This is a genomic window from Acinetobacter sp. SWAC5 (assembly GCF_003419885.1).
In the GTDB taxonomy this organism is placed as follows: Bacteria; Pseudomonadota; Gammaproteobacteria; order Pseudomonadales; family Moraxellaceae; genus Acinetobacter; species Acinetobacter cumulans.
On sequence record NZ_QUWR01000009.1, the window covers coordinates 114,511 to 139,895 of the forward strand.

Annotated in this window: 20 protein-coding genes and 1 pseudogene; 10 read left to right on the forward strand and 11 right to left on the reverse strand. The window is 37.6% G+C overall.

The window, feature by feature from the left end:
- Window positions 1-15: 15 nt before the first annotated feature.
- On the reverse strand, window positions 16-1,431 hold the full coding sequence (gene glnA, locus DYI81_RS08535; protein WP_171356331.1) for a type I glutamate--ammonia ligase: 1,416 nt from the start codon (window positions 1,429-1,431) through the stop codon (window positions 16-18).
- A 637-nt stretch (window positions 1,432-2,068) separates the two neighbouring features.
- Between glnA and DYI81_RS08540 the strand changes: the two genes are divergently transcribed.
- Window positions 2,069-3,298, forward strand: coding sequence for a glycosyltransferase family 1 protein (locus DYI81_RS08540; RefSeq protein WP_171356332.1), 1,230 nt, complete (start codon window positions 2,069-2,071; stop codon window positions 3,296-3,298).
- A gap of 20 nt (window positions 3,299-3,318) precedes the next feature.
- Here the strand turns inward: DYI81_RS08540 and DYI81_RS08545 are convergent, their stop codons facing one another.
- The 4 genes from DYI81_RS08545 to DYI81_RS08560 all read right to left on the reverse strand — a co-directional run bounded on the left by DYI81_RS08545 (window position 3,319) and on the right by DYI81_RS08560 (window position 7,828).
- Window positions 3,319-4,266: a hypothetical protein gene (locus DYI81_RS08545; protein WP_171356333.1), complete on the reverse strand. Its 948-nt coding sequence runs from the start codon at window positions 4,264-4,266 to the stop codon at window positions 3,319-3,321.
- 83 nt (window positions 4,267-4,349) lie between these two features.
- On the reverse strand, window positions 4,350-5,552 hold the full coding sequence (locus DYI81_RS08550) for a glycosyltransferase family 1 protein (RefSeq protein WP_117007298.1): 1,203 nt from the start codon (window positions 5,550-5,552) through the stop codon (window positions 4,350-4,352).
- 1 nt (window position 5,553) lies between these two features.
- On the reverse strand, window positions 5,554-6,681 hold the full coding sequence (locus DYI81_RS08555; protein WP_117007299.1) for a polysaccharide biosynthesis/export family protein: 1,128 nt from the start codon (window positions 6,679-6,681) through the stop codon (window positions 5,554-5,556).
- A gap of 154 nt (window positions 6,682-6,835) precedes the next feature.
- Window positions 6,836-7,828 carry a phytanoyl-CoA dioxygenase family protein gene (locus tag DYI81_RS08560; RefSeq protein ID WP_171356334.1) on the reverse strand — a complete coding sequence of 331 codons (993 nt, stop codon included), beginning with the start codon at window positions 7,826-7,828 and terminating at the stop codon, window positions 6,836-6,838.
- 416 nt (window positions 7,829-8,244) lie between these two features.
- Between DYI81_RS08560 and DYI81_RS08565 the strand changes: the two genes are divergently transcribed.
- Window positions 8,245-8,712, forward strand: coding sequence for a DUF4214 domain-containing protein (locus tag DYI81_RS08565; RefSeq protein ID WP_171356335.1), 468 nt, complete (start codon window positions 8,245-8,247; stop codon window positions 8,710-8,712).
- A gap of 15 nt (window positions 8,713-8,727) precedes the next feature.
- Complete coding sequence (locus DYI81_RS08570; RefSeq protein WP_117007302.1) at window positions 8,728-12,027, forward strand: glycosyltransferase family 1 protein; 3,300 nt, start codon at window positions 8,728-8,730, stop codon at window positions 12,025-12,027.
- A gap of 98 nt (window positions 12,028-12,125) precedes the next feature.
- Here the strand turns inward: DYI81_RS08570 and DYI81_RS08575 are convergent, their stop codons facing one another.
- The 5 genes from DYI81_RS08575 to DYI81_RS08595 all read right to left on the reverse strand — a co-directional run bounded on the left by DYI81_RS08575 (window position 12,126) and on the right by DYI81_RS08595 (window position 17,320).
- Window positions 12,126-12,776 (reverse strand): ABC transporter ATP-binding protein, encoded by a 651-nt coding sequence (locus DYI81_RS08575; protein ID WP_106986295.1) that lies wholly within the window; start codon window positions 12,774-12,776, stop codon window positions 12,126-12,128.
- Window positions 12,773-13,555, reverse strand: coding sequence for an ABC transporter permease (locus tag DYI81_RS08580; protein ID WP_106986294.1), 783 nt, complete (start codon window positions 13,553-13,555; stop codon window positions 12,773-12,775). Before DYI81_RS08580 ends, DYI81_RS08575 begins: the two co-directional genes overlap by 4 nt.
- Before the next feature lies 1 nt (window position 13,556).
- Window positions 13,557-14,657, reverse strand: a complete 1,101-nt coding sequence (locus DYI81_RS08585) for a hypothetical protein (protein ID WP_106986293.1) — start codon at window positions 14,655-14,657, stop codon at window positions 13,557-13,559.
- A 91-nt stretch (window positions 14,658-14,748) separates the two neighbouring features.
- Window positions 14,749-16,203: a mannose-1-phosphate guanylyltransferase/mannose-6-phosphate isomerase gene (locus DYI81_RS08590; RefSeq protein WP_117007303.1), complete on the reverse strand. Its 1,455-nt coding sequence runs from the start codon at window positions 16,201-16,203 to the stop codon at window positions 14,749-14,751.
- 22 nt (window positions 16,204-16,225) lie between these two features.
- Entirely contained in the window at window positions 16,226-17,320 is a 1,095-nt protein-coding gene (locus tag DYI81_RS08595) for a capsular biosynthesis protein (RefSeq protein WP_147396030.1), read from the reverse strand.
- Window positions 17,321-18,029: 709 nt separating this feature from the next.
- Between DYI81_RS08595 and DYI81_RS08600 the strand changes: the two genes are divergently transcribed.
- The 7 genes from DYI81_RS08600 to DYI81_RS08630 all read left to right on the forward strand — a co-directional run bounded on the left by DYI81_RS08600 (window position 18,030) and on the right by DYI81_RS08630 (window position 24,023).
- Window positions 18,030-18,614: an aminodeoxychorismate/anthranilate synthase component II gene (locus DYI81_RS08600; protein ID WP_106986290.1), complete on the forward strand. Its 585-nt coding sequence runs from the start codon at window positions 18,030-18,032 to the stop codon at window positions 18,612-18,614.
- Window positions 18,615-18,625: 11 nt separating this feature from the next.
- Window positions 18,626-19,672 carry an anthranilate phosphoribosyltransferase gene (trpD, locus tag DYI81_RS08605; RefSeq protein ID WP_117007304.1) on the forward strand — a complete coding sequence of 349 codons (1,047 nt, stop codon included), beginning with the start codon at window positions 18,626-18,628 and terminating at the stop codon, window positions 19,670-19,672.
- Window positions 19,673-19,690: 18 nt separating this feature from the next.
- Window positions 19,691-20,497 (forward strand): indole-3-glycerol phosphate synthase TrpC, encoded by an 807-nt coding sequence (gene trpC, locus DYI81_RS08610; RefSeq protein WP_117007305.1) that lies wholly within the window; start codon window positions 19,691-19,693, stop codon window positions 20,495-20,497.
- Between the two features lie 232 nt (window positions 20,498-20,729).
- The gene (locus DYI81_RS08615) at window positions 20,730-22,034 is read left to right on the forward strand and encodes an NAD(P)/FAD-dependent oxidoreductase (protein ID WP_117007306.1); all 1,305 of its coding nucleotides are present in this window, start codon (window positions 20,730-20,732) and stop codon (window positions 22,032-22,034) included.
- Window positions 22,035-22,248: 214 nt separating this feature from the next.
- Complete coding sequence (locus DYI81_RS08620) at window positions 22,249-22,932, forward strand: Smr/MutS family protein (RefSeq protein ID WP_117007307.1); 684 nt, start codon at window positions 22,249-22,251, stop codon at window positions 22,930-22,932.
- Between the two features lie 94 nt (window positions 22,933-23,026).
- The gene (gene folE / locus DYI81_RS08625; protein WP_171356341.1) at window positions 23,027-23,575 is read left to right on the forward strand and encodes a GTP cyclohydrolase I FolE; all 549 of its coding nucleotides are present in this window, start codon (window positions 23,027-23,029) and stop codon (window positions 23,573-23,575) included.
- 88 nt (window positions 23,576-23,663) lie between these two features.
- Window positions 23,664-24,023 (forward strand): cupin domain-containing protein, encoded by a 360-nt coding sequence (locus DYI81_RS08630; RefSeq protein ID WP_117007308.1) that lies wholly within the window; start codon window positions 23,664-23,666, stop codon window positions 24,021-24,023.
- A gap of 60 nt (window positions 24,024-24,083) precedes the next feature.
- Here DYI81_RS08630 and DYI81_RS08635 read toward each other — a convergent pair.
- Window positions 24,084-25,277 (reverse strand): annotated as a pseudogene (locus tag DYI81_RS08635) (GGDEF domain-containing protein); the annotation flags it as partial.
- Window positions 25,278-25,385: the final 108 nt, after the last annotated feature.

The window sequence follows — 25,385 nt, forward strand, 5'->3', positions numbered from 1 at the left end:
AAATTCTTTACAGAATTACAGGCTGTAGTACATATCAAATTCAACTGGGTGAGTAGTCGTGTTAAGACGACGAACTTCTTCAGTTTTAAGCTCGATGTAGGCATCAAGCATTTCTTTAGTGAACACGCCACCTTTAAGAAGGTAATCATGATCCGCAGCAAGCGCTTCAAGAGCCATATCTAAGCTATGAGCCACTGTAGGGATTTTAGCTTCTTCTTCAGGAGGAAGGTCGTACAAGTTTTTATCTGCAGCTTCACCTGGGTGGATCTTGTTTTGGATACCGTCAAGACCAGCCATAAGAAGCGCTGCGAAACCTAAGTACGGGTTCATCATTGGATCTGGGAAACGTGCTTCAATACGTTTGCCTTTAGGGCTAGAAACATAAGGAATACGGATAGAAGCAGAACGGTTACGCGCTGAGTAAGCAAGCATAATTGGAGCTTCAAAGTGCGGAACTAAACGCTTGTACGAGTTTGTAGAAGGGTTAGTAATCGCATTCAATGAACGAGCGTGTTTAATCACACCGCCAATGAAGTAAAGCGCCATTTCAGAAAGGCCTGCGTATTCGTCACCAGCGAACAAGTTCTTGCCATCTTTAGAGATAGACATGTGAACGTGCATACCAGAACCGTTATCGCCAACCATTGGTTTAGGCATAAACGTAGCTGTTTTTGCATATTGGTGAGCAACGTTCCAAACAGCATATTTGAACTGTTGAACTTCGTCAGCTTTACGAACCATTGTGTTGAAGCTCACACCAATTTCAAGCTGGCAAGATGCAACTTCGTGGTGGTGTACTTCTACACGGCCTGGGCCCATGATGTCTTCGATACGTGCACACATATCCGCACGCATGTCTTGTGAAGAATCTACTGGTGGAACTGGGAAGTAACCACCTTTAACGCGTGGACGGTGGCCAGAGTTACCCGCTTCGTAGTCTTTACCTGTAGACCAAGCAGCTTCTTCAGCGATTAATGTATGGCGCGCGCCAGACATATCGATGTCCCATTTAACTTCGTCAAATACGAAGAATTCTGGTTCTGGACCGAAGAATGCAGTATCACCAATACCTGTAGATTTTAGATATTCTTCTGCACGGCGAGCAATAGAGCGTGGGTCACGTTCATAACCTTGACCTGTTGAAGGTTCAATTACGTCGCAAGTTACAACAACTGTAGGCTCTGCAAAGAACGGGTCGATGAAACCTGTAGCCGCATCTGGGCGTAAGATCATGTCAGATGCTTCAATGCCTTTCCAGCCAGCAATTGAAGAACCATCAAACATTTTGCCATCTTCAAACGTATCTTCGTCGATTGAATCTGCTGGGTAAGTTACGTGTTGCTCTTTACCCTTAGTATCAGTAAAGCGAAAATCGACCCATTTTGCGCCACTTTCTTGGATGAGTTGAAGGACCTTGTTCGCCATGCTCATTTTGCTCCGATGATTTTTTGTTGCACTGCTGATGTGCGTGTTAGTAGTTGGTTGTTATAAAGCAAATACCGTACCAACTTTATAAAAGCAAAGTTAAAATATTGAATTCCTTATCAGAATTAAAGATTATGCACCTTTGCTTTCACCTTATTATACTGTTTGCCAAGTGAAATGCACCATATTCATTCTAGAGATATTTAATTCTGAATAAAAATTGAGTTAACGCACAAATTTAGTGCATATTTATTTTGTAATGATTTATTTTACTGCCGCCATTTGTAAACAAATGCCTAAAACACTTAAAAATCAATCACTCTAGCTTAATTTTAAATTTTTCTATGCGAAATAATATGCACCAATTTAATTCATAACTTACTTTAATAGAAAAATAAAAATTAATTTTTAACGTATCACACAAGTTTTAATTGTAAATCCTATTAAACCAAGAAAGTCAAACGAACACTTCAATCAGCAAATAGTCGATAGGCCTCAGATTTTTTCTTATCTCGAACCATGTGCTTCGATCTATTCAAGAATTTTCTGCAAAATTAATCATTTTTCTTCATGTTTTTGAACAGATTTTGCCGTATATTTTCCATACAAAATAATATGCATGATCAATCTAAGGGCGAGCAACATGCTGCATAAGCTAAAACTACACTTTTTAAAAATAAATATTCGTCTAGGAAATATTAGCTACGCACGACAACTCTTAAAACAACAGACTCCCAAGACCCAATCTCAACCAATCAAAAACATTTATACCGATCTCTCTGTCATTTCTATGAATGACGCAGGTACTGGCATTCAACGCCTTGTAAAATCGGTATGGTCTCGTCTGCCAAAGCATGCACCAAACCTCAATTTCTATCCGATTTATGCAACTCGCAAAAAAAAGTATGCCCTCTCCCAATACCCACAAAAAAATATTAAAAAACGCCAATATGTAAACCTCAAAAGTGGTGATTTATTTTTTGGTTTAGATTGGTCGGCAGATCAAATTATTAAACATCAAGTACGTTTAATGACCTGGAAAATCAAAGGGTCAAAACAGGTTTTTATCTTAAACGACATCTTGGCATTACAGCATCCAGAGTGGTTCACCGCCAAAAATAGACAAAAACTCCAAGCTTGGCTGAATGTCATTGCGGTATGTGCCGATGAGATTATTTGTGTGTCCGAAACCGTAAAAAAACAAGTGCTTCAATACCTGCATGAACATCAGATTGATGATCTGCCTTGCTCAGCCATTAAACTGGGTGGTGAAATTAGCCCAAGCACATATACGGCGCAAATTCGCCCTGAATTTGAACAAAAATTCTTAGCCTCAAGCTATATTCTCAAAGTATCGACGATCGAACCTCGTAAAGGCCATTTGTGTTTAATCCAAGCTTTTGAAGCATTACTCAAACGCTATCCAGACTATCCACATCATTTATATTTGGTTGGGCGTTATGGTTGGAAATCTGAACATACCCTGCAATATTTGAAAGCATCCCCGTATTTTGGAACACGTATATTTTGGTGGGACGATATGAATGATGCTGAGTTAAATCTACTCTATCAACATACGGTTGGCGCAGTAAATTGCTCTTATGGAGAGGGTTTCGGTTTACCCCTAATGGAAGCGATCTATTATCAAAAACCGCTTTTAGTTCGTGATCTGCCTGTTTTTCGTGAAGTCAGTAGCAACCAAGCAAACTATTTTCAGCAGGATAAACCCGATGCTTTGGCAGAAACCCTTTATGTCTGGAGCAAAGATCTAAACTCAAGCTCTACACACATTATTCCACTCACCTCATGGGATGTAAGTGTGGAAAAAATAATGCAAATTTTACAAAAACATGGCGTGCCGATAACAGCATAAGCCATGATTTATTGGGAAAATTAATATTTCATGAAAGGCTGTAACCAACCCAGCCAATTGATTTTGTTTTTATTTTTTAAAATGACCAGCTCTTCTATGGCTTGCACTGCAGTGATCTGTGGATGACGTTGATTTAATAAAGAGCGATATTGTGGATAGAGAATTAAAGCACCCGCGATTAATTCCTCTAACCTCAATGGTCTTTTAGTACGCGCTATAGCGTATATATCATGAGTAAGGCCCCAACCTGAATAAAATGGCAAACCGTGACAGACCACGGATTTCCCTCTTAATAGGGCTTCAAATCCAGTTAAAGACGTCATCACATGTACTTCATCTGCCCAATCCAACCAGTCCGTAATATCACCTTCTGTTCTAATTACATTGGCATAGTGCTGTGCTTGTGCCAGACCCAAACTGTCCTTACGCCAACCTGCAGATACATCGGGATGTGGCCGATATACTAAGTAGGCGCCTGGCCATAATTGACGAACTTGCGCAAGAAGGTCTAAATTGCGTTTGATATGCGGTGATCCATATTGTAAAGATGCATCCCCTTCGACCTGCCCAATGACTAAAATTTTCTGCCGCCCTGAAATAGCTGGAAAATCACTAAACTGCTTCGTTTTTAGATTATATTTACTCAACTTTTGACTGATTAAATGCTGTTGCAACATCTTGGCTTCAGCACATTCTTTAGCCGAAAAATCATGTTGATTTAACAGACGCTCTAAACGTGATTCCACTTGTGTATTGAAATACATCCCCAAATCATCAAAAACCCAAGAAATAGGCGAATTAAATGCAGCACCTAGTCCCACAGAGCGAATAAAGCCATCCTCTACTCGGATTAAGGTTTTTACATGTTGCAATGCTAAAGGTACTGGTTGCATACCCCATACAATCAACACGGCTTCGACAGAAATAGGCTGATCCAGCTTAAAGCGCTTGAGTTGTAAATGAGGCAAAAAAGTCTTTAGGATCAAAAATTTTCGATAAGAAAATCCATAGACCCATGCCTCTTTTACATATTCCAGAGCATGCAGCCCCATCAATGACATTCCGCCTCTACCCGCTCTATAGGCTCAATTACATACTGAATCGCATTAAAATGATCTTGCCACTCCCAATGCTGATAGTGCTTCATGCGTAACAGCTGATCTTGCCTTAATAAAGAGGCATTTTTGTTGTATTCCAAAATCATGTCATACCAAAGCTTTGTATCTAAGGTATCAATAAATTCTGGTACACCCTGTCCGATTTCCCGAAAGACTCCAATATCACTAGCAATAACAGGCACTCCTAAAGAGAGTGCTTCAACCAAAGGCAAACCAAAGCCTTCTACGAAACTTGGAAACAACAAAGCTTGTGCATTCAACAGCGTCGCTTTTAATTCAACATCACAAGAAGATGAACATTCAATCACACGGCGCTTAACAAGCTCACAGCGATCCAATAAATTAAAGACTTGATCGGCCTCCCAACCTCGCTGCCCGACCAAAACTAAGTATGGTGCATCTTTGCCGAGTTGCTGAATCAGGCGTTGCCAAATCTGCAATAACAACAAATGATTTTTACGTGCTTCTATGGTCGCCAGCACCACAAAATATTTTTTATGCTGTAATACAGGCAAAAGTTTAGGTGGTGCAAGCAGATGATGTAAATCACTGCTGAGTAAAGCTACTGTAATTGGTGGCGCTGTTAGCTTTTGCGTCTGAGCAAATTGTAATAACTCGGCTTTGGTAAACGCCGAGTTAACAATTATGGCATACCCAACTTGCAACATGTGGCGTATACGTAGTGCATGCTTTGCTTGTTCTTGTGCACGACAATATTCTGGATAATTTACTGGGATAAGATCATGTACAAAAAAAACAGTTTTGAGCTGAAGTTGTTGAATTTTTCGAATATAAGACTTCGACTCAATACCTTTATGATTCAAATTTAGATAGACGCATCCTGCATACTGTGAATAATCTGACTCATTTTTAAATACATATTCAGTCAAAACATTAAAAAATGATGAATGCAGTAATTTCGGCTGATTTTGACACAGAATTTGAAACAGCTTTTCAGATTGCACCTGAGTTAAAATATGAACACTGCCTTTGTATGACAACACTGCTTGCGCGTGCTTTGCATAATGTTTGATATATGCCAAGGTCACACGATCAATGCCTGTAATCGTTTTGCCTTTAATTAAGCGAAAGATTAAGCGACTAATTTCAATCAAAATGGTTTTTTGAGTCGTCATATTATTTGGTCATCGATGTCGTAGTTGAGACTGGCGATAAAATCGAACCAATAATACTTAAGAACTTTTGTAGCTCAGAACCACTTGCATTCGACACGTACAACATATCTTTATTTTTTAGCTGGAATTTTTGTGCAAGTAACAAACCTTCCGCCGAGGTTAAGTCAAAGCGTAGTACTTCGGGTGCTGCTTCACCTGTAGGCAATTTCGATTGACTAAATTCTGCCTTTCGAAATACAAATACACCTTTAGGATTGGCTCTAAAATCATTCAAACCTGAAGTTTTAGCAATTACATCGGAAATACTGAGCCCATTGTCTCCATAATTGAGTATGGTATTACTATTGGTTGCACCCAATACCGTCACTTCATACTGATCTTGCATCACACGAACTGTATCGCCAGGATACAGATAAATATTTTCCACGCTATTACGAGTTAAATCATCCGCTCGAATACTAAAATGTTGCTGAGCGCGCTCGATGACAAAACTTGTAGATTTCAATAGGCGAATGTCCGTCACACTTGGAATGACATCAATTAAACGCTCACCCTTCGCAGTTAAAGGAATACTTACCGATTTACGATCTGCGATTAAGGTTACAGTATTCGTGTTGTTTTGGCTTAAGCGTGCCATGACCTGGGGCTTGTTGGCAATTTTCGATAGGCCTTGGCGAATAGTCTGTTGAATTTGATCTAAAGTCCGGCCTGATGCTTTGATATTTCCCACAAAAGGTACTGTGATATAACCCTGATCTGTAATCATTTGCTCAGGCATATTTAGCACACCACCTGAAATACCTAAACTATCGGCTGATGTTGTACCAAATAAAACTGCAGGCGGTGCTTCCCAAATTGAAATTTGAACAATATCCCCAGCACCTAATCGAAGTTGAGGTTTAGCACGTTGTACAAAAGCCTGAGTCATCGAACTTGGTGTAGTCTGAGAATAAAATAGGTAGTTCTCTGAGTTAATATCAATCACATGAACACTGTTATTTAGCGTCTCATTCGACATTAACTTGGAACTAGATGGTCCAGAAGACGGGATAAAACTTGTTGAATTTGAGCAGGCAGACAATATAACCGATGCACTTAATCCAAGAAAAACCGCTTTTATTTTCAACATATTACTTTTCTTATCCTTTACCTATCATCTTATTCGAACACATTTTCATTGGATGACTGGGTTTGATGAAAATCTATTCTTTTTTTGTTCAGCTTAAAAATATTAGCAATAATTTTAAGACGCTCGCAATGTAATTTTTAGCATTTATGCGTACCTAATCGTGAGTTTTGTTTTGCTTTTCTACAGTGGTGATTTGAGCGGGATCCAACACCTTTAATTTGCCTACTTTACGCCACGGACTACGCTTAATTTTTTGAGCTTCTAAAATATCAAGTGCATGCCAGTACAAACCGACAGCTCTGTCCTTTATCCAAGGTAAAGTTAAATAATGCCCAAATGTAAAAGGGATCATCGGGTTACGCCTTGCATAAGCCCAAATTTCGGCCCGTATGGCAGACTGTTCACTTTCACCACGCGCATGAAAACCAAAAGTATCAGCAATTAAAAGCGTATTGGCTTTTACATTAAATTTAATGGGTGTAGCAAAGCCAAAATCTTGCAATTCTTGTGGACTAATTCGAAATGAGCCTCGTTGTGACAAAACATCAGTATGTTGTTGTGTACATATTTGAGTCGCTTTATGTTGCTCCCAAGCTAACCTTTTTTCATCTGCGCGGTGCGAGCCAGGCACATACATAAACGGGCCAGTGCTTTCATCTACATCCGTTAAAAATAGCCATGCTTTAGCACTCGAATAAAAAGTATCACTGTGAAAATTGGTCTGTGGATCTGGCTGTTCTTGATTAATTTTAGAAAATATCACTTGGATATAATTCATTGGTTGTACTTTAAAACTGGCCACAAAACTAATGAGGTTATTCCACTCTGTTTTTTGTAAAAAGCCTGCTATTTTTTGTGTTTGCTGGAGTTGCTGTGCATCAAGTGACATCCGTCGCGTGACCGTATTGCCTTGAAGCATTTCACGAGTATCAAAACTGTGCGCCGCTATTTCTGATTGAAGTGCTTTAAACTCAGCCTTAGTTAAAAAATTTTCTTTAACAATATATCCATGTGTATAAAAAAACGCTGCATCTTCGGCATTAATGTGTTTTTCAAGTTTCTTCCGTCTGAGATGTGCCAAGCGATGAACCAGCGCGACCCGCTTTTTATGTAGTCCCCATTTGTTCAGCTCTATATCGCTAAGCAAGTGATTTTTTTCAAATGATTTCTCACCAACAACGAGCCCAACTATATCGCGTAAAAAGATTAGAGGCCTATTCTTAGCATAGTTTTTTAGAACCCGAATGTATGTATCCAATTGACACCTTTTAAATTTATTGAATATTTTCTTTATTATTCACTTATTGTTAATAACAAGTGATTTAATATACACAATTACACAACTTTTAACACTAAGGCTTATTTTATTTTTTTTGATTAAATTACTGTTATTCATCGAAATAATTACACAACTACTGTCGAGCAAAAGCCTATATTCTATATACAAACTAAAGTGCCAAATATAGAATAAAAAAAGCTCAATTAGCCCAAATATAAAGCCAAACAACAATGACAACTCTGATAAATATACCGAAAATGCTCCAATATTGGGGTACGCCATTCGTGACTATTCTGTACCGCTGTTTTCTCAATCGAGAGCCTGACCCTGAAGGATTAAAATATTATTTAGGTCGGTTAGAACAAGGTATTGACCGTCTAACAATCATTGAGCAGATGCTGAAATCAGCTGAAACTAAATTGCATTTTAATCAAAAAGATCTCACGCTCATTCGCCTCGATGTTCAACGTCTCAAAGCTTTGAGCATTTCTGGTTATTTGCCCGTCGTCCGCTTGTTTTCAACTTCTATGCCAAAAAATCAGCGGATCTTGATGAATCGTTTAACCGAGCTGCAATTTAAAATCGAATCAAACGATATACCTAAGCGAGAACATTTTTTATCAACTCACAGTATAAGTTTTGAAAAATTAAAACTTGTGAGAAATAAGAATATCAAATCATTACCACTCGCTACTGCAACATTGAATGATAAAGAACAAAAGTTATTCAATGAAATCATCAAACAATTATAATTTTGAGTTTTAAATATGCGTATTGTTATAGACATGCAAGGGTGTCAAAACCTAAGTCGTAACCGTGGAATAGGTCGCTATACTACAGGAATGGTTACTGGATTTTTAAAAGAAGCTGTAACCCAGCACGACTGCCATTTATTATTCAATGGCCAATTTAATGACAATTTAGGACAACTAATAAACCATTATTCTGACTTTGTACCAATTTCAAACATTCATATATGGTATGGTATAGGGCCCTGTTCAGGCAGCAATGCAAATAATAAAATTAATAAAAATATCTCAGTCATCTTACGCGAAAAATTTATTGAAAAAATTGATCCTGACTTTGTTTTCTTAACAACTTATTTCGAAGGCTATCATGATGATACCGTTTTATCAATTCCAAAGACTCGAAGATATAAAGTAATCGCGACATCTCATGATTTAATCCCATTAATACAGCCAAAAATATATCTCGATCCGAATCCTGATTTTAAAAAATATTATTTAGAGCAAATATCAGAGTTTAAAGAAGCAGATTTATACGCTGCAGTATCAAATTCATGTTCAAATGAACTCAAAACTTACTTAGGAATTTCTAAAGAAAAAATTATAATAACATCTGAAGGTATTGAAAAAAATTTCAAAAATAGCATGCCATCTTTTGAAAAAATAGAAAAGATGCTGGATTGTAAACTAAAAGATAAAAAACTTATTTTCTATTTTGGCGCAAGTGACGAAAGGAAAAACCATTTGAAATTAATTAAAGCTTACTCACTTTTATCTAAAATAGCAAAACAGAATAGTAAATTAATCATTGCTGGGATATTAAATGATGAACATTTGAATAAGTTTAAGAACTATGCATACAGATGCGGATTAAACAATGAGGATTATATTTTTCTAAAATATATTACAGACAAACAGCTTATTGATTTATACAGCGTCTGCTACTTATTTGTTTTCCCATCATTTCATGAAGGCTTTGGGCTTCCCGCTCTTGAGGCAATGGCATGTGGTGCAGCTGTTATTACATCGAACACAACCAGCCTCCCAGAGGTAATTGGAAGAAAAGATTTAACTTTCGACCCCTACAATGCTTTAGAAATAAAGAAATTATTAGAAAATTTAATAGAAAATCCAAAGTTAAGGAATGAAATTTCGCAATATTGTGAAAGTCATTCAAAAACTTTTACATGGGAAAAAAGTGCAAAATTAATTTTAGATTCCATGGAATCTTTTGGTAGTACTAACGAGAGAGTTACTGCTGATACTTCTTATTTAATAAATTCAAGTGTCAACGCTATTAAAAAAATTACTATTAATGACGACCTGAGTAATACGAAAAAAGAACAAATAGCTTTAAAAATAATTAAAAATTTTCGAGAAAATAGAAAACCTAGAATTCTATATGATATTTCACAATTAATAACTGTAGATTTTATTACAGGAATTCAAAGAGTAACAAATGAAATCTACAATTCTTTAATCGAAAGCTACAGCGATCAATTTGAAATTATACCAATTAAAATTTCTCATCATAGCGACATTCTTGAAGCCATAGAAAATCCACCAAAAACCATTAAAATTAATAAAAAATACTCATCAATTGATATTAATGATATTAGAATTGGAGATATTTTTATTAGTATCGATCTTGACCATAATGCACATACAAAAGAAGGTGCATACGAAAAACTCAGATCACAAGGATGTAAAACAGTTTTTGTTATTCATGATCTTTTGCCTTTTGATTTTGGTGATAGCTTTTTTAGCCCAAATTCAGCAGTTGCACATTTTGGCTGGTTTAAGGCGATCGCTAAAGCCGACCATTTAGTATGTGTTTCACAATCTGTAATGGAACATTCAAAATATTATCTTAATGCCGTAGAGAACATTAATACGAATTTAAAAATAGGATGGTTTCATCTTGGCGGTAATTTTAAAAATGAAAAACACATAAATTTAGATAAAAATTTAAATATCGAACTCCAAAAAATAAATTTTTCAAATCCTGTTTTTTTAATGGTCGGCAGCGTCGAACCCCGTAAAGGACACTTAGAAGTTATTGAAGCAATGTCTGATCTCTGGGATTCCGGTTACCAAGGTTCTTTAGTCATCGTTGGTGCTCGTGGCTGGAACAATGATTTAGTCATTGAAGTAATTAATTCAAGTCAATATAAAGATAAACTTTTATTCTGGCCTTCAAAAATATCAGATGCCGATTTAGCATATTTATATAAAAATTCAACTGCACTCATTGCTGCTTCATTAGGTGAAGGCTTTGGACTACCCCTGATTGAATCATTACAGCACAATACACCCGTTATCGCTAGAAACATCCCTGTGTTTCGAGAAGTAACTAAAAATTCCTGCTTATATTTTAATGATGCAGAAGATTTGAAAAATATTATTTTGAAATATCATAAACAGCAATTAGGCAATAATTTTACATCACAAAACTGGGGAGAATCGGCTAAACAACTGATGAATGCCATAACAAAAGGCCACAATTCCGAAACATGGCATCGTGACGATAAACTTTGGCTATTACCAGTTTGTTCAAATAAATTTAATAGTACCAGCGGTATTTACTCAAGTGATCGAATTAAATCTAAATTTGAAAAAGGTTTACTTGTTTGGGGGGGCTATTTCCCTTTAGAAAGTGGTAGCTATGATCTTAAAATATATGGTAAATCCTATATTGAACAAGAAATTAATCTTAAAATTGTTACTCATTTACATGGTGAAATCAAAGTACTATTCGAGAAAAGATTCTTAACCCTCTCTTTAAGCAAAGGAATTTATGATATTCCTGAAATTATCTGCAATATACCAGTGAGCTTAAATGAATCAATTGATAGAGCTGAAATCTATATAGAATCATCTGAAAAAAATGACTTATATGTAAGTTGCTTCGAAATCAAGAAAACTAGTGATCTTCCTTTTATACTTCTAAACACTGCTCACAATTATTTCAAATCTGAAATTGGTCTAAAAAATGAGAGCGGAATTTATACTCAGAATAAAAAAGGAAATCTTTTGACTGGCGGTCTAGTCAATTTAGACTTAGGAAAATACACAATTGAGATTTTAGGCACTTCACCTCAAAATCAAATGATAAATTTTTCAATTGGCTATTATGATGAATTTAATTCAAAACAAATTGCAGTAAACTTTAATGACTTACCAATTCAAAAATCCACTAATTCAATCATCTCAAAAAAAATATTTAATCTAGAAAATGACATTCAAAATGCTGAATTTTTCATAGATGTAAATGAGGACAATAAACTGAAAATCAGTGAAATCAGACTGCAAAGAATCTAGAATTAAAAAAAGCCAGATTATGATCTGGCTTTTTTAATATCAAACTCTAATGAAACCTAAATTTCAGCTAACATTAACGAATTATAAAAATTGTATCCCTAAATCAAGGAATTATAAAAATCATACCCTTCATCAATATTATCAAAGTGCTTCATTTTTCCTTGATGAAGTACGCAAACTGAATTGCAACGTTCACGAATATTATGAACTTCATGTGAAACAAGAATAATACCCCTATCTTTTCTTCTTTCAAAAAGCTCCTCTTCACATTTGCGGTGAAAACGCGCATCGCCAACTGAGATCACTTCATCTATCAAAAAACAGTCAAACTCAATTGCCATAGACAGCGCGAATGCAAAACGTGCCCGCATACCCTGTGAATAGCTTTTAACTGGCTCGTATAAATAGCTTCCTAATTCAGCGAAATCTTGGACAAAGTCACGCACATACTGAATATCCACATCATAAATGCGGGCAATAAATCTCAGGTTATCCATACCTGTCAGCGAACCTTGAAAAGCACCGCCAAAAGCCAACGGCCATGAAACAGAAACACCACGCGAAACTGTTCCTTTTGAAGGTTGTTCTACACCGCTGATCAAACGGATTAAAGTCGATTTACCTGCACCATTACGCCCAAGAAAACCAACTTTATCATTTCCTTTCATTTCAAAATTAATATCATCCAGCACTGTTCTCCAGCCAGAATGAATATGGTATTGCTTCGATACATTTTCCAGTTTTATCATTCAGGAATCACCTTTTTATTCAGCCAAGATATCCCCATCAATCCAACAAGAATCATGCTTATAGAAACAACAAATAAATACAGCGGTTCTTCATGGGTCTGTACAAGATGCCCATAATAACCATGACGCAACATTTCAATCGCATGAACGGGGGGCACATATAGGATGTATTTCTGTAAATATGTCGGCAAGGTATCTACAAAATAGAATGCACCTGAAAAGGGTAAAAACAGATAAGTGAATGTATGCCAAATCCGATCAAAAACTTCCGATATTTCAGACATCACACCCACCACAAACCCTAGGCCAGCTGTAAATAATGCCAAAAGAAGCCACGCACAAAGCATCAGAAAAATGTTGTCTGGCATATCTATAAAGCCCAGCACGATAAATATTGTCATCAGCAGAATAAATGAAATCGTAATACCCGCAATTTCCAATATCAACCTAGACCAATACACGTCAACAATACGGACATTGCGGTGATACATAAGCGATAAGTTTGGCTCAACAGATCCTGCTAAACGATTGCTGATATTTCGCCACATGAGAATGTAAGAATAGCCAATAATGGAAAAAGCTATTATCGAAATGCTTCCAGTATGCAACTTTGTATAAGACCATAAAATCACAATGCCGATCGTAAATAGTAACGGTTCAATAAACAGCCATAAAAAGCCAAGATTATGACGTCCATAGCGGGTCAGCACCTCTCGAAGTAGCAATGCGCCTATCACCCGAATCTGTATTTTTAAGCTTTTGACAAAAGAACTATTCATTTTAACCTTGATGCTCTCTTACACCTGCTGCCAGCAAACTATAGATTCCCCATAAAATTAATGAGATCAAAATCGTGGAAATAATATTTTTAAAGCGCTTTGGCTCAATGGCTGCATCCGCCATATTAGGCTGTGCGATCCGTTCCAAGTACAGCTGTTTGCGCTCAGCTTCATTTTTATTTTGCTCCAATGTCGCCATAGCACCAGCAAGCTGTTTCACCGCCACTTCTTTGGCCACCATGAGGCGCTCATATTCAATCGATTTATTGTTATATGAACTGTTGCCATTGCCGAGCATTTGACCCTTGATTTTGGAAATCTGATTTTCCAGATTTTTTTCACGTTCTTTTAAAATTGAAATTTGCGGGTTTTCTGGTGTCACCAGCTGCACTTGCGCAATTTGGGTTTGCACCAAAATCAGCTGATCCTGCAATTTAGAAACCAGCTGCAAATCAATAGTAGCTTGTTTCTCCAAATCAAAAATTTGATTTTTGCTTCTAAATTTCACCAGCTCTGCTGAAATAGCTTCTACACGTTTTTGAGCAACCACCACCTCTGTAGCCGATGTACGGATTAAATCCTGACGGCCACGCGCATTTAAGCCATTAACCAGATCTTCCGCCATATTGAGCAGCTTATTGTTTATCTTATATGCCTCTTCTGCTGAATATGCGCGGACTTCAAGTGTAGAAATCGAAGACGTGGACTCCATCGTGACTTTCACACGATCTTGATAATACTTATAAAGATTTTCCATCGTATTATCTAAACCCATACCATCAAATTTGCTTAAAAAATCGATATGAGCATGGGTATAGATTTTTTTCAGATCAAGCTCTTTCTGCAGTTTGGTAACCGCATCACGCGACATCATAAAATCATTGACTACATAGGCATCGTCCGTAGAACGGGCAAAGCCTGAGCTTTGTAAAAAAGCGGATAAGCCTCCTGCGGAGGCGGTTTTTTGTGGACTGCGTATGACATAACTTGAAGAAGATACGTAGCGGTCTGATGCGATAAGACCAAAATATATAATTGAAAATACTGAGGGAATAATCACAATCAGTACAAATGACCACGATAAACGTTTCTGTTTCAACATGCGCTAGCATTACTCTAATTTTAAAAATTTAAATTTTTATCACCATTTGCGGTAAGGTCCTCTCGCCGCAAATCTATTGTTTTAGCTGTGCTTAACCACAACGACCATAATTATCTTCTATGCGCACAATATCATCTTCACCAAGATAATGTCCTGATTGCACTTCAATTATTTCTAATGGAACCTTTCCTGGGTTTTCAAGACGATGAACCTCTCCCATTGGAATATAAGTCGACTCATTTTCCGTTAATAAAAATACATTTTCACCGCAAGTGACTCGTCCAGTTCCACGTACCACAATCCAATGTTCCGCACGGTGATAATGCATTTGTAGACTGAGTTTTTCACCAGGATTAACCACGATTCGTTTCACTTGAAAGTTTTGTTCTTTATCAATTGAATCATAGGTTCCCCATGGGCGATCAACTTTGCGACCATTTTCCATGAGCGCTGGATAGTGATCTTTTATTTTTTTCACCAGTGCGCGCATTTCATTTAGGTTCTCACGGTCAGCAATAAATAGCGCATCATCTGTGTCTACCACAATTAAATTTTCTGCACCTAAAAGAGAAACCACACGCTTATTCGAAGAGTAGACCAAATTATTTTTGGACGCATGCACAAGCGTTGGGTCGACACCTTTGAGCACATTTCCTTGTTCATTCTGCTGGCTAATTTCCCATACCGCAGCCCACCCCCCCACATCCGACCAATCTACATCAAATGGCACAACATAACTTGGTACATGTGAAAAAGCCCCTTGCCCTAATTTTTCCATCACGGCATAGTCAATCGAATCATCTTCTGATTTTTCAAAACTTGGTTTATCTAAAATCGTAAATGCATCTACTTTTGTAGAGAGTTGAAATGCTTCTTCGCAGGCGGTGTAAATTGCAAGATTGGCTTGTTTGATAAGTGAAAGCCATACACTTGCTTTTAATACAAATAAACCACTGTTCCAATAATATTCGCCAGAAGCCACATATTGTTTGGCAATTTCTAAAGATGGTTTTTCTACAAACCTCTCAAGTTGGTGAATACCAGTTTGATCATTTTTTTGTGTTTTAATATAACCAAAACCAATATCTGCTGCATGTGGTGTTATACCAAAACAAACAACTGCACCTTCATCAGCTTTTTTTGCTGCAATATGCACAGCCTTTTCAAATGCCTCAATATTGGAAATTGCGTGATCTGCTGGCATCACTAACAGCACAGGATCTAGGCCATTTTCAATTGACTTAAACGCCGCGACGGTAAGCGCTGGCGCTGTATTCCTCGAAACAGGCTCTAAAATACAATGTGCAATAGATTGCATACTTTTTAATTGATTTTCTACAATAAAACGATAGTCCACATTCCCTACAATGAGTGGTGTGGAGATTTGCGCAAAATATTGTTCCAAACCCGAAATACGGCCCACGGTATTTTGTAATAAGGTCTTTTCGTTAAATAACTTCAGTAATTGTTTAGGGTTTTTTTCTCTAGATAAAGGCCATAAACGGCTGCCTGAACCTCCAGAGAGTATGACGGGTTTTAATAACATTTTTATTTTCCTATTAATTCAATTATTTCACATTCAACAATGGATTTGTTGAACGATTTTTCTTGTATATTTCTACTTTAACTTTTGACCAAACCACGCCTGTTTGGTTTTGACATCCACTCATTTTTTTGTAAAAACTACCGTTAAACTGCGTGGTGTGTTGTAAAAAATACAGATATTTCTGTACAACTTTTTCATCCACATTCCATGCCAAAGCTTGTTGCCAAAACCTATCTATATGGCATTGCATGGTCATGGGCTCGATGTCGTATACCGCACGCCCACAGACTTTCACAGGAACCAAAGATTCTACTGCAGACATTCCTACAGTACTGTTAATCACGACCACGCCACGTGCATTTTCAAGTAAATCAGGCAAATACTGATCATGAATATATAAAACCCGAGAACTGATGTTTAACTGCAATGCCAGTTGCTGTATAAGTTGCGTATATTCACGGTATCCACGATCAAATGGATGCTGCTTTAGCACTAAAAGCGTATCTTGAGGTGCATGATGGGCAAATGAATACATCACTTCTTCAATAAATTCTTCAATTCCACTGTAATTAGAATGAAATTCAATTTGTGCATCGTTATGGGTTTGCAAAGGCACTAAAAAATAATCTTTCTTTTTGAAATTTAATAAATATTTCTCAATACGCCTTTCTTTTAATTTAAATTGATATTTACGAATCCCACCTTTTAACCAAGGCCAAAATTCGGCAATTGTCAGTGGCCGATGGTGCTGGTAAAACGGATATTGCTTGGACTTTAAACTCGCCATAATGTAATAAATGGCTGCCCAAAATGCGGCATACCAAAATGTACGCCCTAATTCCACAACATCATCTGCAATAATGTGATCTTCTTGATGATGCTGGAGATATTGTTGAAATCGCTTAGGTACACTTGAAAAACCATTCACCCCACCTTTTTCACAGGTGATGTGATTCGGCCTCAAATAGCCCTCTTCAAATACATACCATTCCAACTCAAATTCTGACAACGCTGCACGTGCCAAACGATGTATAGGCCGACAATCCCCAAACAACATAATGCTGTCGATGTCATACTGCTTTACTAACTGCTGAATATATGATGAAAATTCATACATTTCCCCATTAAAATTCCATCCATTTTTAAAGAAAAATTCATCCCCACCGTTAAAATTTACTTTATAAACACTTGCATTAACGTCTTTTAAATCCCTAGCTAAATTACGAAAAAAGTAACCTATAGGCCCCTGAAGTAATAGTATTTTTTTATTTGATAATTCATCTATTATCATTGTGTTCATCTTTAAATTATTCTTACGCCCTTAAAATAGCACAGCACTATGGCTAAAAAAAATACACAAAAAATGATAAAATTTACCTATGAAATCAATTTGATAGACATTATTACTACATTTTTAAACATCTAATTTCTAAATCATTATTTTTTAAAAGTTTTTTAATTATTTCATTGATTTAAACTTATTTTATTTTAATGATTGATTCTTTGAATCAAATATCAGATTTTATGAGGCGAATTTAATCACTCTAAATATCAACTAAATGATCCCTCTCTTTTTTATGAATCTACAATGAATATATAAATCAAATATCTATTCTTCATTTAAAACCAATTTCAACCTGTAAAAATAGCGTATTCAAAACCTTGATAAAAACCAAAAAAAGCGTGCAATAAATGCTATATTAGCCAATAGCCTCTGTTTGTAATGTTTATTATTCAGTGGGCTTATATACTGAGTCAGTCATTACGATGATTACTCAGGCATGTAAAGAAATAACTTAGATAAATTTCAAAAGGTTACATCTAAAATGCTTCTCATGATCGACAACTATGACTCTTTTACCTATAACATCGTGCAATATTTTGGCGAGTTAAATCAGGAAGTAAAAGTAGTCCGTAATGATGCCGTGACTTTGGAAGATATTGAACGATGGCAACCGAAGTATTTGGTCATTGGCCCTGGCCCTTGTTCACCAAGTGAAGCAGGCATCTCCATTCCTGCTATTCAACATTTTGCAGGCAAAATTCCATTGCTCGGTGTGTGCTTAGGCCACCAAGCCATAGGGCAAGCTTTTGGCGGCGATATTATTCGCGCAAAGAAAGTCATGCATGGTCGCTTGTCAGATATGTATCACAGTGACAAAGGTATTTTCAGCAATCTTCCGTCTCCCTTTTCAGCAACGCGCTATCACTCATTAGTGATTGACCAAGCAACGCTACCGGAGTGTTTAGAAGTGACTTGCTGGACCAATGAAATTGATGGTTCTATGGAAGAAATCATGGGTGTAAAACATAAGACATTGCCCGTTGAAGGCGTGCAATTCCACCCTGAGTCCATTCTGAGTGAACATGGCCACCAAATTTTCAAAAACTTTTTAGAAATTTACGCATAAGTGATATCCAAATGAATATTCAACAAGCTTTAAATAATATTACAAAAAACATCGAACTCACTCAGCCACAAATGGAAGCAGTCATGCGTACCATTATGAATGGCGAAGCCTCTGATGCACAAATTGGCGCGTTTATGATGGGCTTACGCTTAAAGGGTGAAAGTATCGATGAAATTACAGCAGCTGCACGTGTGATGCGTGAACTTGCCATTAAAATTGATGTGAGCGACTTGCCTAATTTAGTCGATATTGTCGGCACAGGTGGTGATGGTCAAAACTTGTTTAACGTGTCTACTGCGTCTTCATTTGTTATCGCTGCTTCAGGCGCGACAATTGCTAAGCATGGCGGTCGCGGTGTGTCATCGTCTTCGGGATCTTCAGATCTACTTGAAAAAGCAGGGATTAATTTAGATCTTAGTATGCAACAGACAGAACGTTGCATCCGTGAACTTGGAGTTGGCTTCTTATTTGCACCAAACCATCACAAAGCAATGAAATATGCGGCAGGTCCACGTAAAGAATTGGGCTTCCGTAGCATATTTAATTTACTCGGCCCGCTTACGAATCCGGCTGGCGTAAAACGCTTTGTCATTGGAGTATTTTCACCTGAACTTTGTCGCCCAATTGCAGAGGTATTGAAGCAACTTGGTGCTGAACACGTGATGGTGGTGCACTCAAAAGACGGCCTAGATGAAATTAGCCTCGCATCAAGCACTTATGTTGCAGAATTAAAAAATGGTGAAGTGACTGAATGGCAAATTCAACCTGAAGATGTAGATATTGAATCGCAAACATTAACAGGTTTATCTGTAGAAAGTTCAGCAGAAAGCTTAGCGCTGATTAAAGATGCTTTAGGCAAGAAAAAAAGCGCCAAAGGTGATAAAGCAGCCAATATGATTGCACTCAATGCTGGTGCGGGTATCTATGTATCTGGCCTAACACCAAGCTATAAACTGGGTGTTGCGCTGGCACATGACATTATCTATGGCGGTCAAGCACTTGAAAAAATGGACGTGCTGTCTGAATTTACAAAAACACTGAAACAATACGAAGCCTAAGGATTAAGGAAAAACATCATGGTTGATATCGCAAATACCATCTTAGGTAAAATTGTTGACCGTAAGCAGGAAGAATTTGCTGTTCGCTTAAAACAGAAAAGTTATAAAGATGTTGAAGAACTCGCGCAAGCGGCAACGCCTGTACGTGGTTTTGCAAAATCGTTGTTAAGCAAACGTCCGGGCGTAATTGCTGAAATTAAAAAGGCGTCCCCTTCTAAGGGCGTAATTCGTGAAAACTTTAACCCTGCAGAAATTGCACAGCAATATCAAGAAGCTGGCGCTGCCTGTTTATCTGTTTTAACCGATGTGGATTTTTTCCAAGGTGCAGACGAAAATATTCAGATTGCCCGCACACATTGTGACTTACCTGCGCTACGCAAAGACTTTTTAATTGATCCATACGGCGTGATTGAAGCTCGTGCTTTGCATGCGGACTGTATTTTGCTGATTGTGGCATGCTTGTCTAATCAACAACTGGAAGAAATGTCTAAAACTGCGTTTGAGCATAATTTAGATGTGCTGGTTGAAGTGCATGATGAAGACGAACTCGAACGTGCGCTCCGTTTAGATGATCGTTGCCTATTAGGTGTGAATAACCGCAACTTAAAAACCTTTGATGTAGATTTAAATACATCACTACGTTTGAAAAAATTGCTTGAACCTTCTCGCCTATTAGTGACTGAAAGCGGTATCGCTACACCTGCCGATGTAGCAATGATGCAAGAAAATGATATTCACGCATTCTTAGTGGGTGAAAGCTTTATGAAACAGCCTCGTCCTGATCAGGCTTTTGCTGAATTATTTGGCGTACCACAGTCACAATAAATTCTTTGGTTTAGGGGTGAACACATTCACCCCTAAACGATTTCGCTAGATGCGATACTTCTTTCTGTGCCCTCTGCGCAGTGCATATAATTAAAAGAAGATCTCTACTTTAGCGCAATAAACCCTTGTAATTTTAGGTAAATTTACATAGTAGTGATGTTGCCAAAGATCGACCTTTTTCATTCTTTTTATAAAATCAATTTATAAACTCAATTTTCGATTCAAACGCTATATGAATAATAATAACTGTGGTCTGCCTATTTATATTATCGGTGCGGGTATTGCAGGAATTAGTTGTGCTAAACAACTGCAAGATGCTGGCAAAAGCGTCATTATTTTGGAATCACGCGATCGAATTGGTGGGCGAATCGACTCTAACAAAATGAATGATGATATTTTTGATTTAGGCGCTTCATGGATTCATGGTATTCAAAACAACCCCATCTGGACATTGATCCAAAAATTTAAGATTAAAACTCAAGTATTCAACTACGACCAACCACAATATTTTCATGCTAACGGTCAATTATTTACTAAATATGAAGCTCAAGTTTTTGAGAATTATATTGAAAAAATACAATCTTTATTATTAGAAAGTGAGCATGAATCAGCTTTGCTGGCTGTGAAAAACATCTTAAATTCACTTGATGATCAGAATCATGCATTTTCAGCACAAGACTTAAAAATGCTTTTGCTTAGTTTTTTTCAATATGTCGCGAATGATCCTTATGCCACAGATTTAGAACAACTCTCTAGCCAATATCAAAATTATGAAGGCTATTTTGAGGGAGATGAAGTCATTTTTCCTGAAGGCTATACACAAGTGATTCATCAGCTTGCACAAGATCTTGATATTAAGCTCAACGTTAAGGTTCAAAAAATTTCGCTTAAATCTGGTTATGTCGAAATAGAAGATCAACACCATCAAATCTTTCAAGCTTCACAAATTGTGGTGGCCGTACCTTTAGGTGTATTAAAACATGGACATCTTCAATTTAGCCCACCCTTAGCAGATCCCTATCGTCATGCCATCAATAACATGGGATTTGGTTCATTTAATAAAGTATTTTTTCAATTAGACACTGTTCTTCCACTTCATTCTTCTTCATTAGAGATGAATTCCAGTACGCTATACTGGAGCAATAATAAATTATTTAATCTTTTAGATTTGACACACATCTATCAAAAGCCAACCTATCTCATGTTATTTGGCGGGTCAGCATCTGTTTTTATGGATCATGCGAATGATAATGCGGTCTGGGATATGATTAGGCAAAGTTTGCAGGACACATTTAAGACCACGATTGGCCAACCTAAAGACTTGATTATCACACGCTGGGGATCTGATCCGAACAGCTATGGCTCTTTTAGTTTCCCTGCACTTCATCACAACCAAAAATTAACGCAAGTATTTGAAAATCACATTGATGGAAAAGCGTTTTTTGCTGGGGAACACTGTAGTCTCAAATATGCAGGCACAGTCCATGGTGCCTATATCAATGGCTATGAAACAGCACAACGAATATTAAATCTGTAGTTTGGTAATAAGATGTTGGTGTGTTTACTTAGATTGAATATTGAATACATCAAGTATCACGGCATAGCTTTACATGCGTTGGCTATAAATGGTCGTAAACTATTCTTCTGACTCAGATTTAAAATATAAAGCGCAAATGTAATATATTTCTCATTTTTCACAATTGGGACTATAATTTAGCTCTGTCTTAGCCTCCTCCCTTGTTTTTTCCATTATGAGCAAACACGATTCTTCGCTGTCTAAAGAACAATATAACTTACTGAATGCTTTTAAAAAGCAAATCAATAAGCCGGCGCCTGCGCCCGAACCCATTGCACCTATTGAAAAAACGCCAGAACAGGAACATCAAGAAGACTTAGATTTTTTTCGCAAGCAAATGCAAGGCGTGCAAAAAATGGCTGCCAGCAATGTTGCAAAAACAACAAAGAGCACGAAGAAAAAACCAGATGCACAAATTCTTGCTAAACGTGCCTCTGCGACTGGCCCCCTAGAAACGGATGAAACATTGCTTTCCGATACACAGGCCATGTTAAATCCAGTTGCCAGCCAAGCCAACTTAAGCTACCGCATTGCAACTTTGCAACATCGTGTATTTGAAGATTTAAAAGCAGGTAATTTACGCTGGTTTGAAGCGGTAGATTTGCACGGCTGTACCATTGAAGAAGCGCGAAGTGCCGTTTTGCAGATTATTCAAATGGCCAAAGACAACAATGAAAATGTACTCAAAATTGTGCATGGTAAAGGCCCTGAAGCTATCTTGAAAACCCACGTCAATAGTTGGCTACGTCAGCACCGCGATGTTTTGGCATTTGTCAGTGCACCTGAAAAACAAGGTGGGACTGGTGCGGTATTAGTCTTGTTAAAACGTGCAGAAAAGAACCCAAAGTTTAAACAGTAATCGGATTTCTCCTTAAAAGCGGGCATTGTAATGGTTTTCTGCTACAATGCGCTCCTTGTTCAATCTCTCTGTGTAAGTGAACACATCTATGTCTATGCAGCAATCCTACGCTAACATTCTTACTGCCGTTGGTGAAGATCTGAATCGCCCAGGTCTTAAAGATACGCCGATGCGTGCTGCTAAAGCTTTTTCTTATCTAACGTCTGGTTATAACCAAACTTTAGAGGAAGTGACCAACAATGCGGTTTTTCCTTCAGATAACCGTGAAATGGTTTTAGTTAAAAACATTGAATTCTATTCATTGTGCGAACACCATCTTTTGCCATTTTATGGCCGTGTACATATTGCCTATCTCCCTGAAGGCAATGTTTTGGGTTTATCTAAATTTGCCCGTATTACAGAAATGTTTGCTCGTCGTTTACAAATTCAAGAAAATCTCACGCAGCAAATTGCTGAAGCGGTTGCGGAAGTAACTGGCGCTCGCGGGGTTGCTGTCGTGATTGACTCTGCACACATGTGTATGATGATGCGAGGTGTAGGCAAGCAAGAATCAACAACACGTACCGTTTCTTTTGTAGGTGACTTTAAAACCAACAAAGAAGAACGTCGCGAATTCTTAAGTGCTGTGCCTGAAAGTTACTAATTCCTGTTGTATATCAAGCCTCAACTTTTGTTGGGGGCTTTTTTATCAGCCATTATTAATTATTTAGTTTTTGTTTGAGGAAAAGACCATGCCACAGATTTGGCTTGCAGGTGAAGGACTCACCGATAGTACGTGCGCAGTTGATTATCCACGACCTGATCGTCTGGTTAAAGGTAACCCAGAGCGTCATACCTACAGTGCTTATGCGCACCCCAACATGGACTGTGGGATTTGGCAGTGCGAAGTCGGTGCATGGAATATTGTCTTTGCAGCCAACAAACAAGAATTTTTTACAGTGATTGAAGGTCGTGTCCGCCTGCATCATAAGCATTCAGACATTGTGATTGAAGTCAGTGCTGGCGAAGCTGGAATTATCCCTCCAGCGTTTGAAGGGACATTTGAAGTGGTTGAAAAAGTTAAAAAATATTATGTGGTGGTCGAAGCTTAAATCAACTCAAGCAAGTTAAACAGTGCGCTTCATCTACAAGCGCACTGATGTATTTTACGGTTAAGCCATTTTCTGTACTTCTGTCACATATACACAGTTACGGCCACGGTTTTTCGCACTATATAACGCTAAATCAGTCGCATCTAAAAAGCGCTGGTAATCTGGATGACCATCGTACTGTGTACAACCAATACTCACGGTAAAATTAAAGTCTTCACCCACAGATGTTTGCAATGTCGTATCTTCAATACACATTCGAATATTTTCTGCGACCATTTTGGCGCGGCTCAAGTCGCTATCGACCAGTAAAAGTAAAAATTCTTCGCCACCTATACGGAAAGCATAGTCACTACCCTTGCTGAATTTTTGTAAGGTTTCAGCAATAAACTTTAGTGCCATATCTCCTGCCGCATGGCCATAACGGTCGTTCACGGTTTTAAAATAATCTGCATCCAAAGCAAGCAAAGAAAGCGCCGATCTATGTTTACGTGCATAGCTAATTTCATGCCCTACAATGGTATTTAAATAACGGCGATTTAATAACTGGGTTAAGGCATCATTACCAGATTCGATGTATTCGGTCACTTGAAATAGCTGATCAACCAAATGCTGAATTTCACGGTTAATACTTCGGATTTTCTGCACCATCAGCATTAATTGTTCACGACCTTCTAACAGCATACATTCTTCTGTCAATGCATCTATTTCATATATTCGTTTTGTGATTAATCCAACTTGTTCTGAACCGGTAAAAGCATAAGAAGCCTTATGTATAAACCATAAACCAAATTCAGATTTTGAAAATAGCTGTTGATAAAACTTACCTTGGCCCGAGAAAATCTTAAACATCAAATCATTTTCCCAGTCGAGTAATGAACCACGCTGACGGTCTTTGTGTACTGCCACATCCTGCATAGCAGAAAAGAGTCGATAACTGTGCTTAACTTCGTGGTTTTTAGCCGTTTTATCCTCATAAGTACGGCACATAATCTCGGTCGAAAACCCGAGCAGTTGCACCACATAACTCACCACATTCATGTAGTTGGTACTGTTGTCTGAAGCAATATATTCAAACATCGTACGTTCTATTTCACGTACACCACGCATAATGAGCCATGATGGAATGCCCACACGTGCATGTACATTACCCACCTTTTGTTGTCTTAATACAGCACTTTCATATTGACCATTTAATGCCACATTAAAAGTTTCTAATAACCATGCTTTTAATGTATCTTAGATTAGCATTTGAAGTGCAACACCATGTTGTTGCCATAATACCTGACTCGGACTTTTAAAGCCGAGTCTTTTTCTTGGCCGATGATTCAAGCGTTGAGTGATTTCTGAAATATATTCATCCGT

What these genes read in the sequence shown, in the direction of transcription:
- glnA (WP_171356331.1), bottom strand. Translation starts at nt 1,431, where the DNA reads ATGAGCATGGCGAACAAGGTCCTTCAACTCATCCAAGAAAGTGGCGCA.
- DYI81_RS08540 (WP_171356332.1), top strand. Translation starts at nt 2,069, where the DNA reads ATGCTGCATAAGCTAAAACTACACTTTTTAAAAATAAATATTCGTCTA.
- DYI81_RS08550 (WP_117007298.1), bottom strand. Translation starts at nt 5,552, where the DNA reads ATGACGACTCAAAAAACCATTTTGATTGAAATTAGTCGCTTAATCTTT.
- DYI81_RS08555 (WP_117007299.1), bottom strand. Translation starts at nt 6,681, where the DNA reads ATGTTGAAAATAAAAGCGGTTTTTCTTGGATTAAGTGCATCGGTTATA.
- DYI81_RS08570 (WP_117007302.1), top strand. Translation starts at nt 8,728, where the DNA reads ATGCGTATTGTTATAGACATGCAAGGGTGTCAAAACCTAAGTCGTAAC.
- DYI81_RS08575 (WP_106986295.1), bottom strand. Translation starts at nt 12,776, where the DNA reads ATGATAAAACTGGAAAATGTATCGAAGCAATACCATATTCATTCTGGC.
- DYI81_RS08580 (WP_106986294.1), bottom strand. Translation starts at nt 13,555, where the DNA reads ATGAATAGTTCTTTTGTCAAAAGCTTAAAAATACAGATTCGGGTGATA.
- DYI81_RS08585 (WP_106986293.1), bottom strand. Translation starts at nt 14,657, where the DNA reads ATGTTGAAACAGAAACGTTTATCGTGGTCATTTGTACTGATTGTGATT.
- DYI81_RS08590 (WP_117007303.1), bottom strand. Translation starts at nt 16,203, where the DNA reads ATGTTATTAAAACCCGTCATACTCTCTGGAGGTTCAGGCAGCCGTTTA.
- DYI81_RS08595 (WP_147396030.1), bottom strand. Translation starts at nt 17,320, where the DNA reads ATGTATGAATTTTCATCATATATTCAGCAGTTAGTAAAGCAGTATGAC.
- DYI81_RS08600 (WP_106986290.1), top strand. Translation starts at nt 18,030, where the DNA reads ATGCTTCTCATGATCGACAACTATGACTCTTTTACCTATAACATCGTG.
- trpD (WP_117007304.1), top strand. Translation starts at nt 18,626, where the DNA reads ATGAATATTCAACAAGCTTTAAATAATATTACAAAAAACATCGAACTC.
- trpC (WP_117007305.1), top strand. Translation starts at nt 19,691, where the DNA reads ATGGTTGATATCGCAAATACCATCTTAGGTAAAATTGTTGACCGTAAG.
- DYI81_RS08615 (WP_117007306.1), top strand. Translation starts at nt 20,730, where the DNA reads ATGAATAATAATAACTGTGGTCTGCCTATTTATATTATCGGTGCGGGT.
- DYI81_RS08620 (WP_117007307.1), top strand. Translation starts at nt 22,249, where the DNA reads ATGAGCAAACACGATTCTTCGCTGTCTAAAGAACAATATAACTTACTG.
- folE (WP_171356341.1), top strand. Translation starts at nt 23,027, where the DNA reads ATGCAGCAATCCTACGCTAACATTCTTACTGCCGTTGGTGAAGATCTG.
- DYI81_RS08630 (WP_117007308.1), top strand. Translation starts at nt 23,664, where the DNA reads ATGCCACAGATTTGGCTTGCAGGTGAAGGACTCACCGATAGTACGTGC.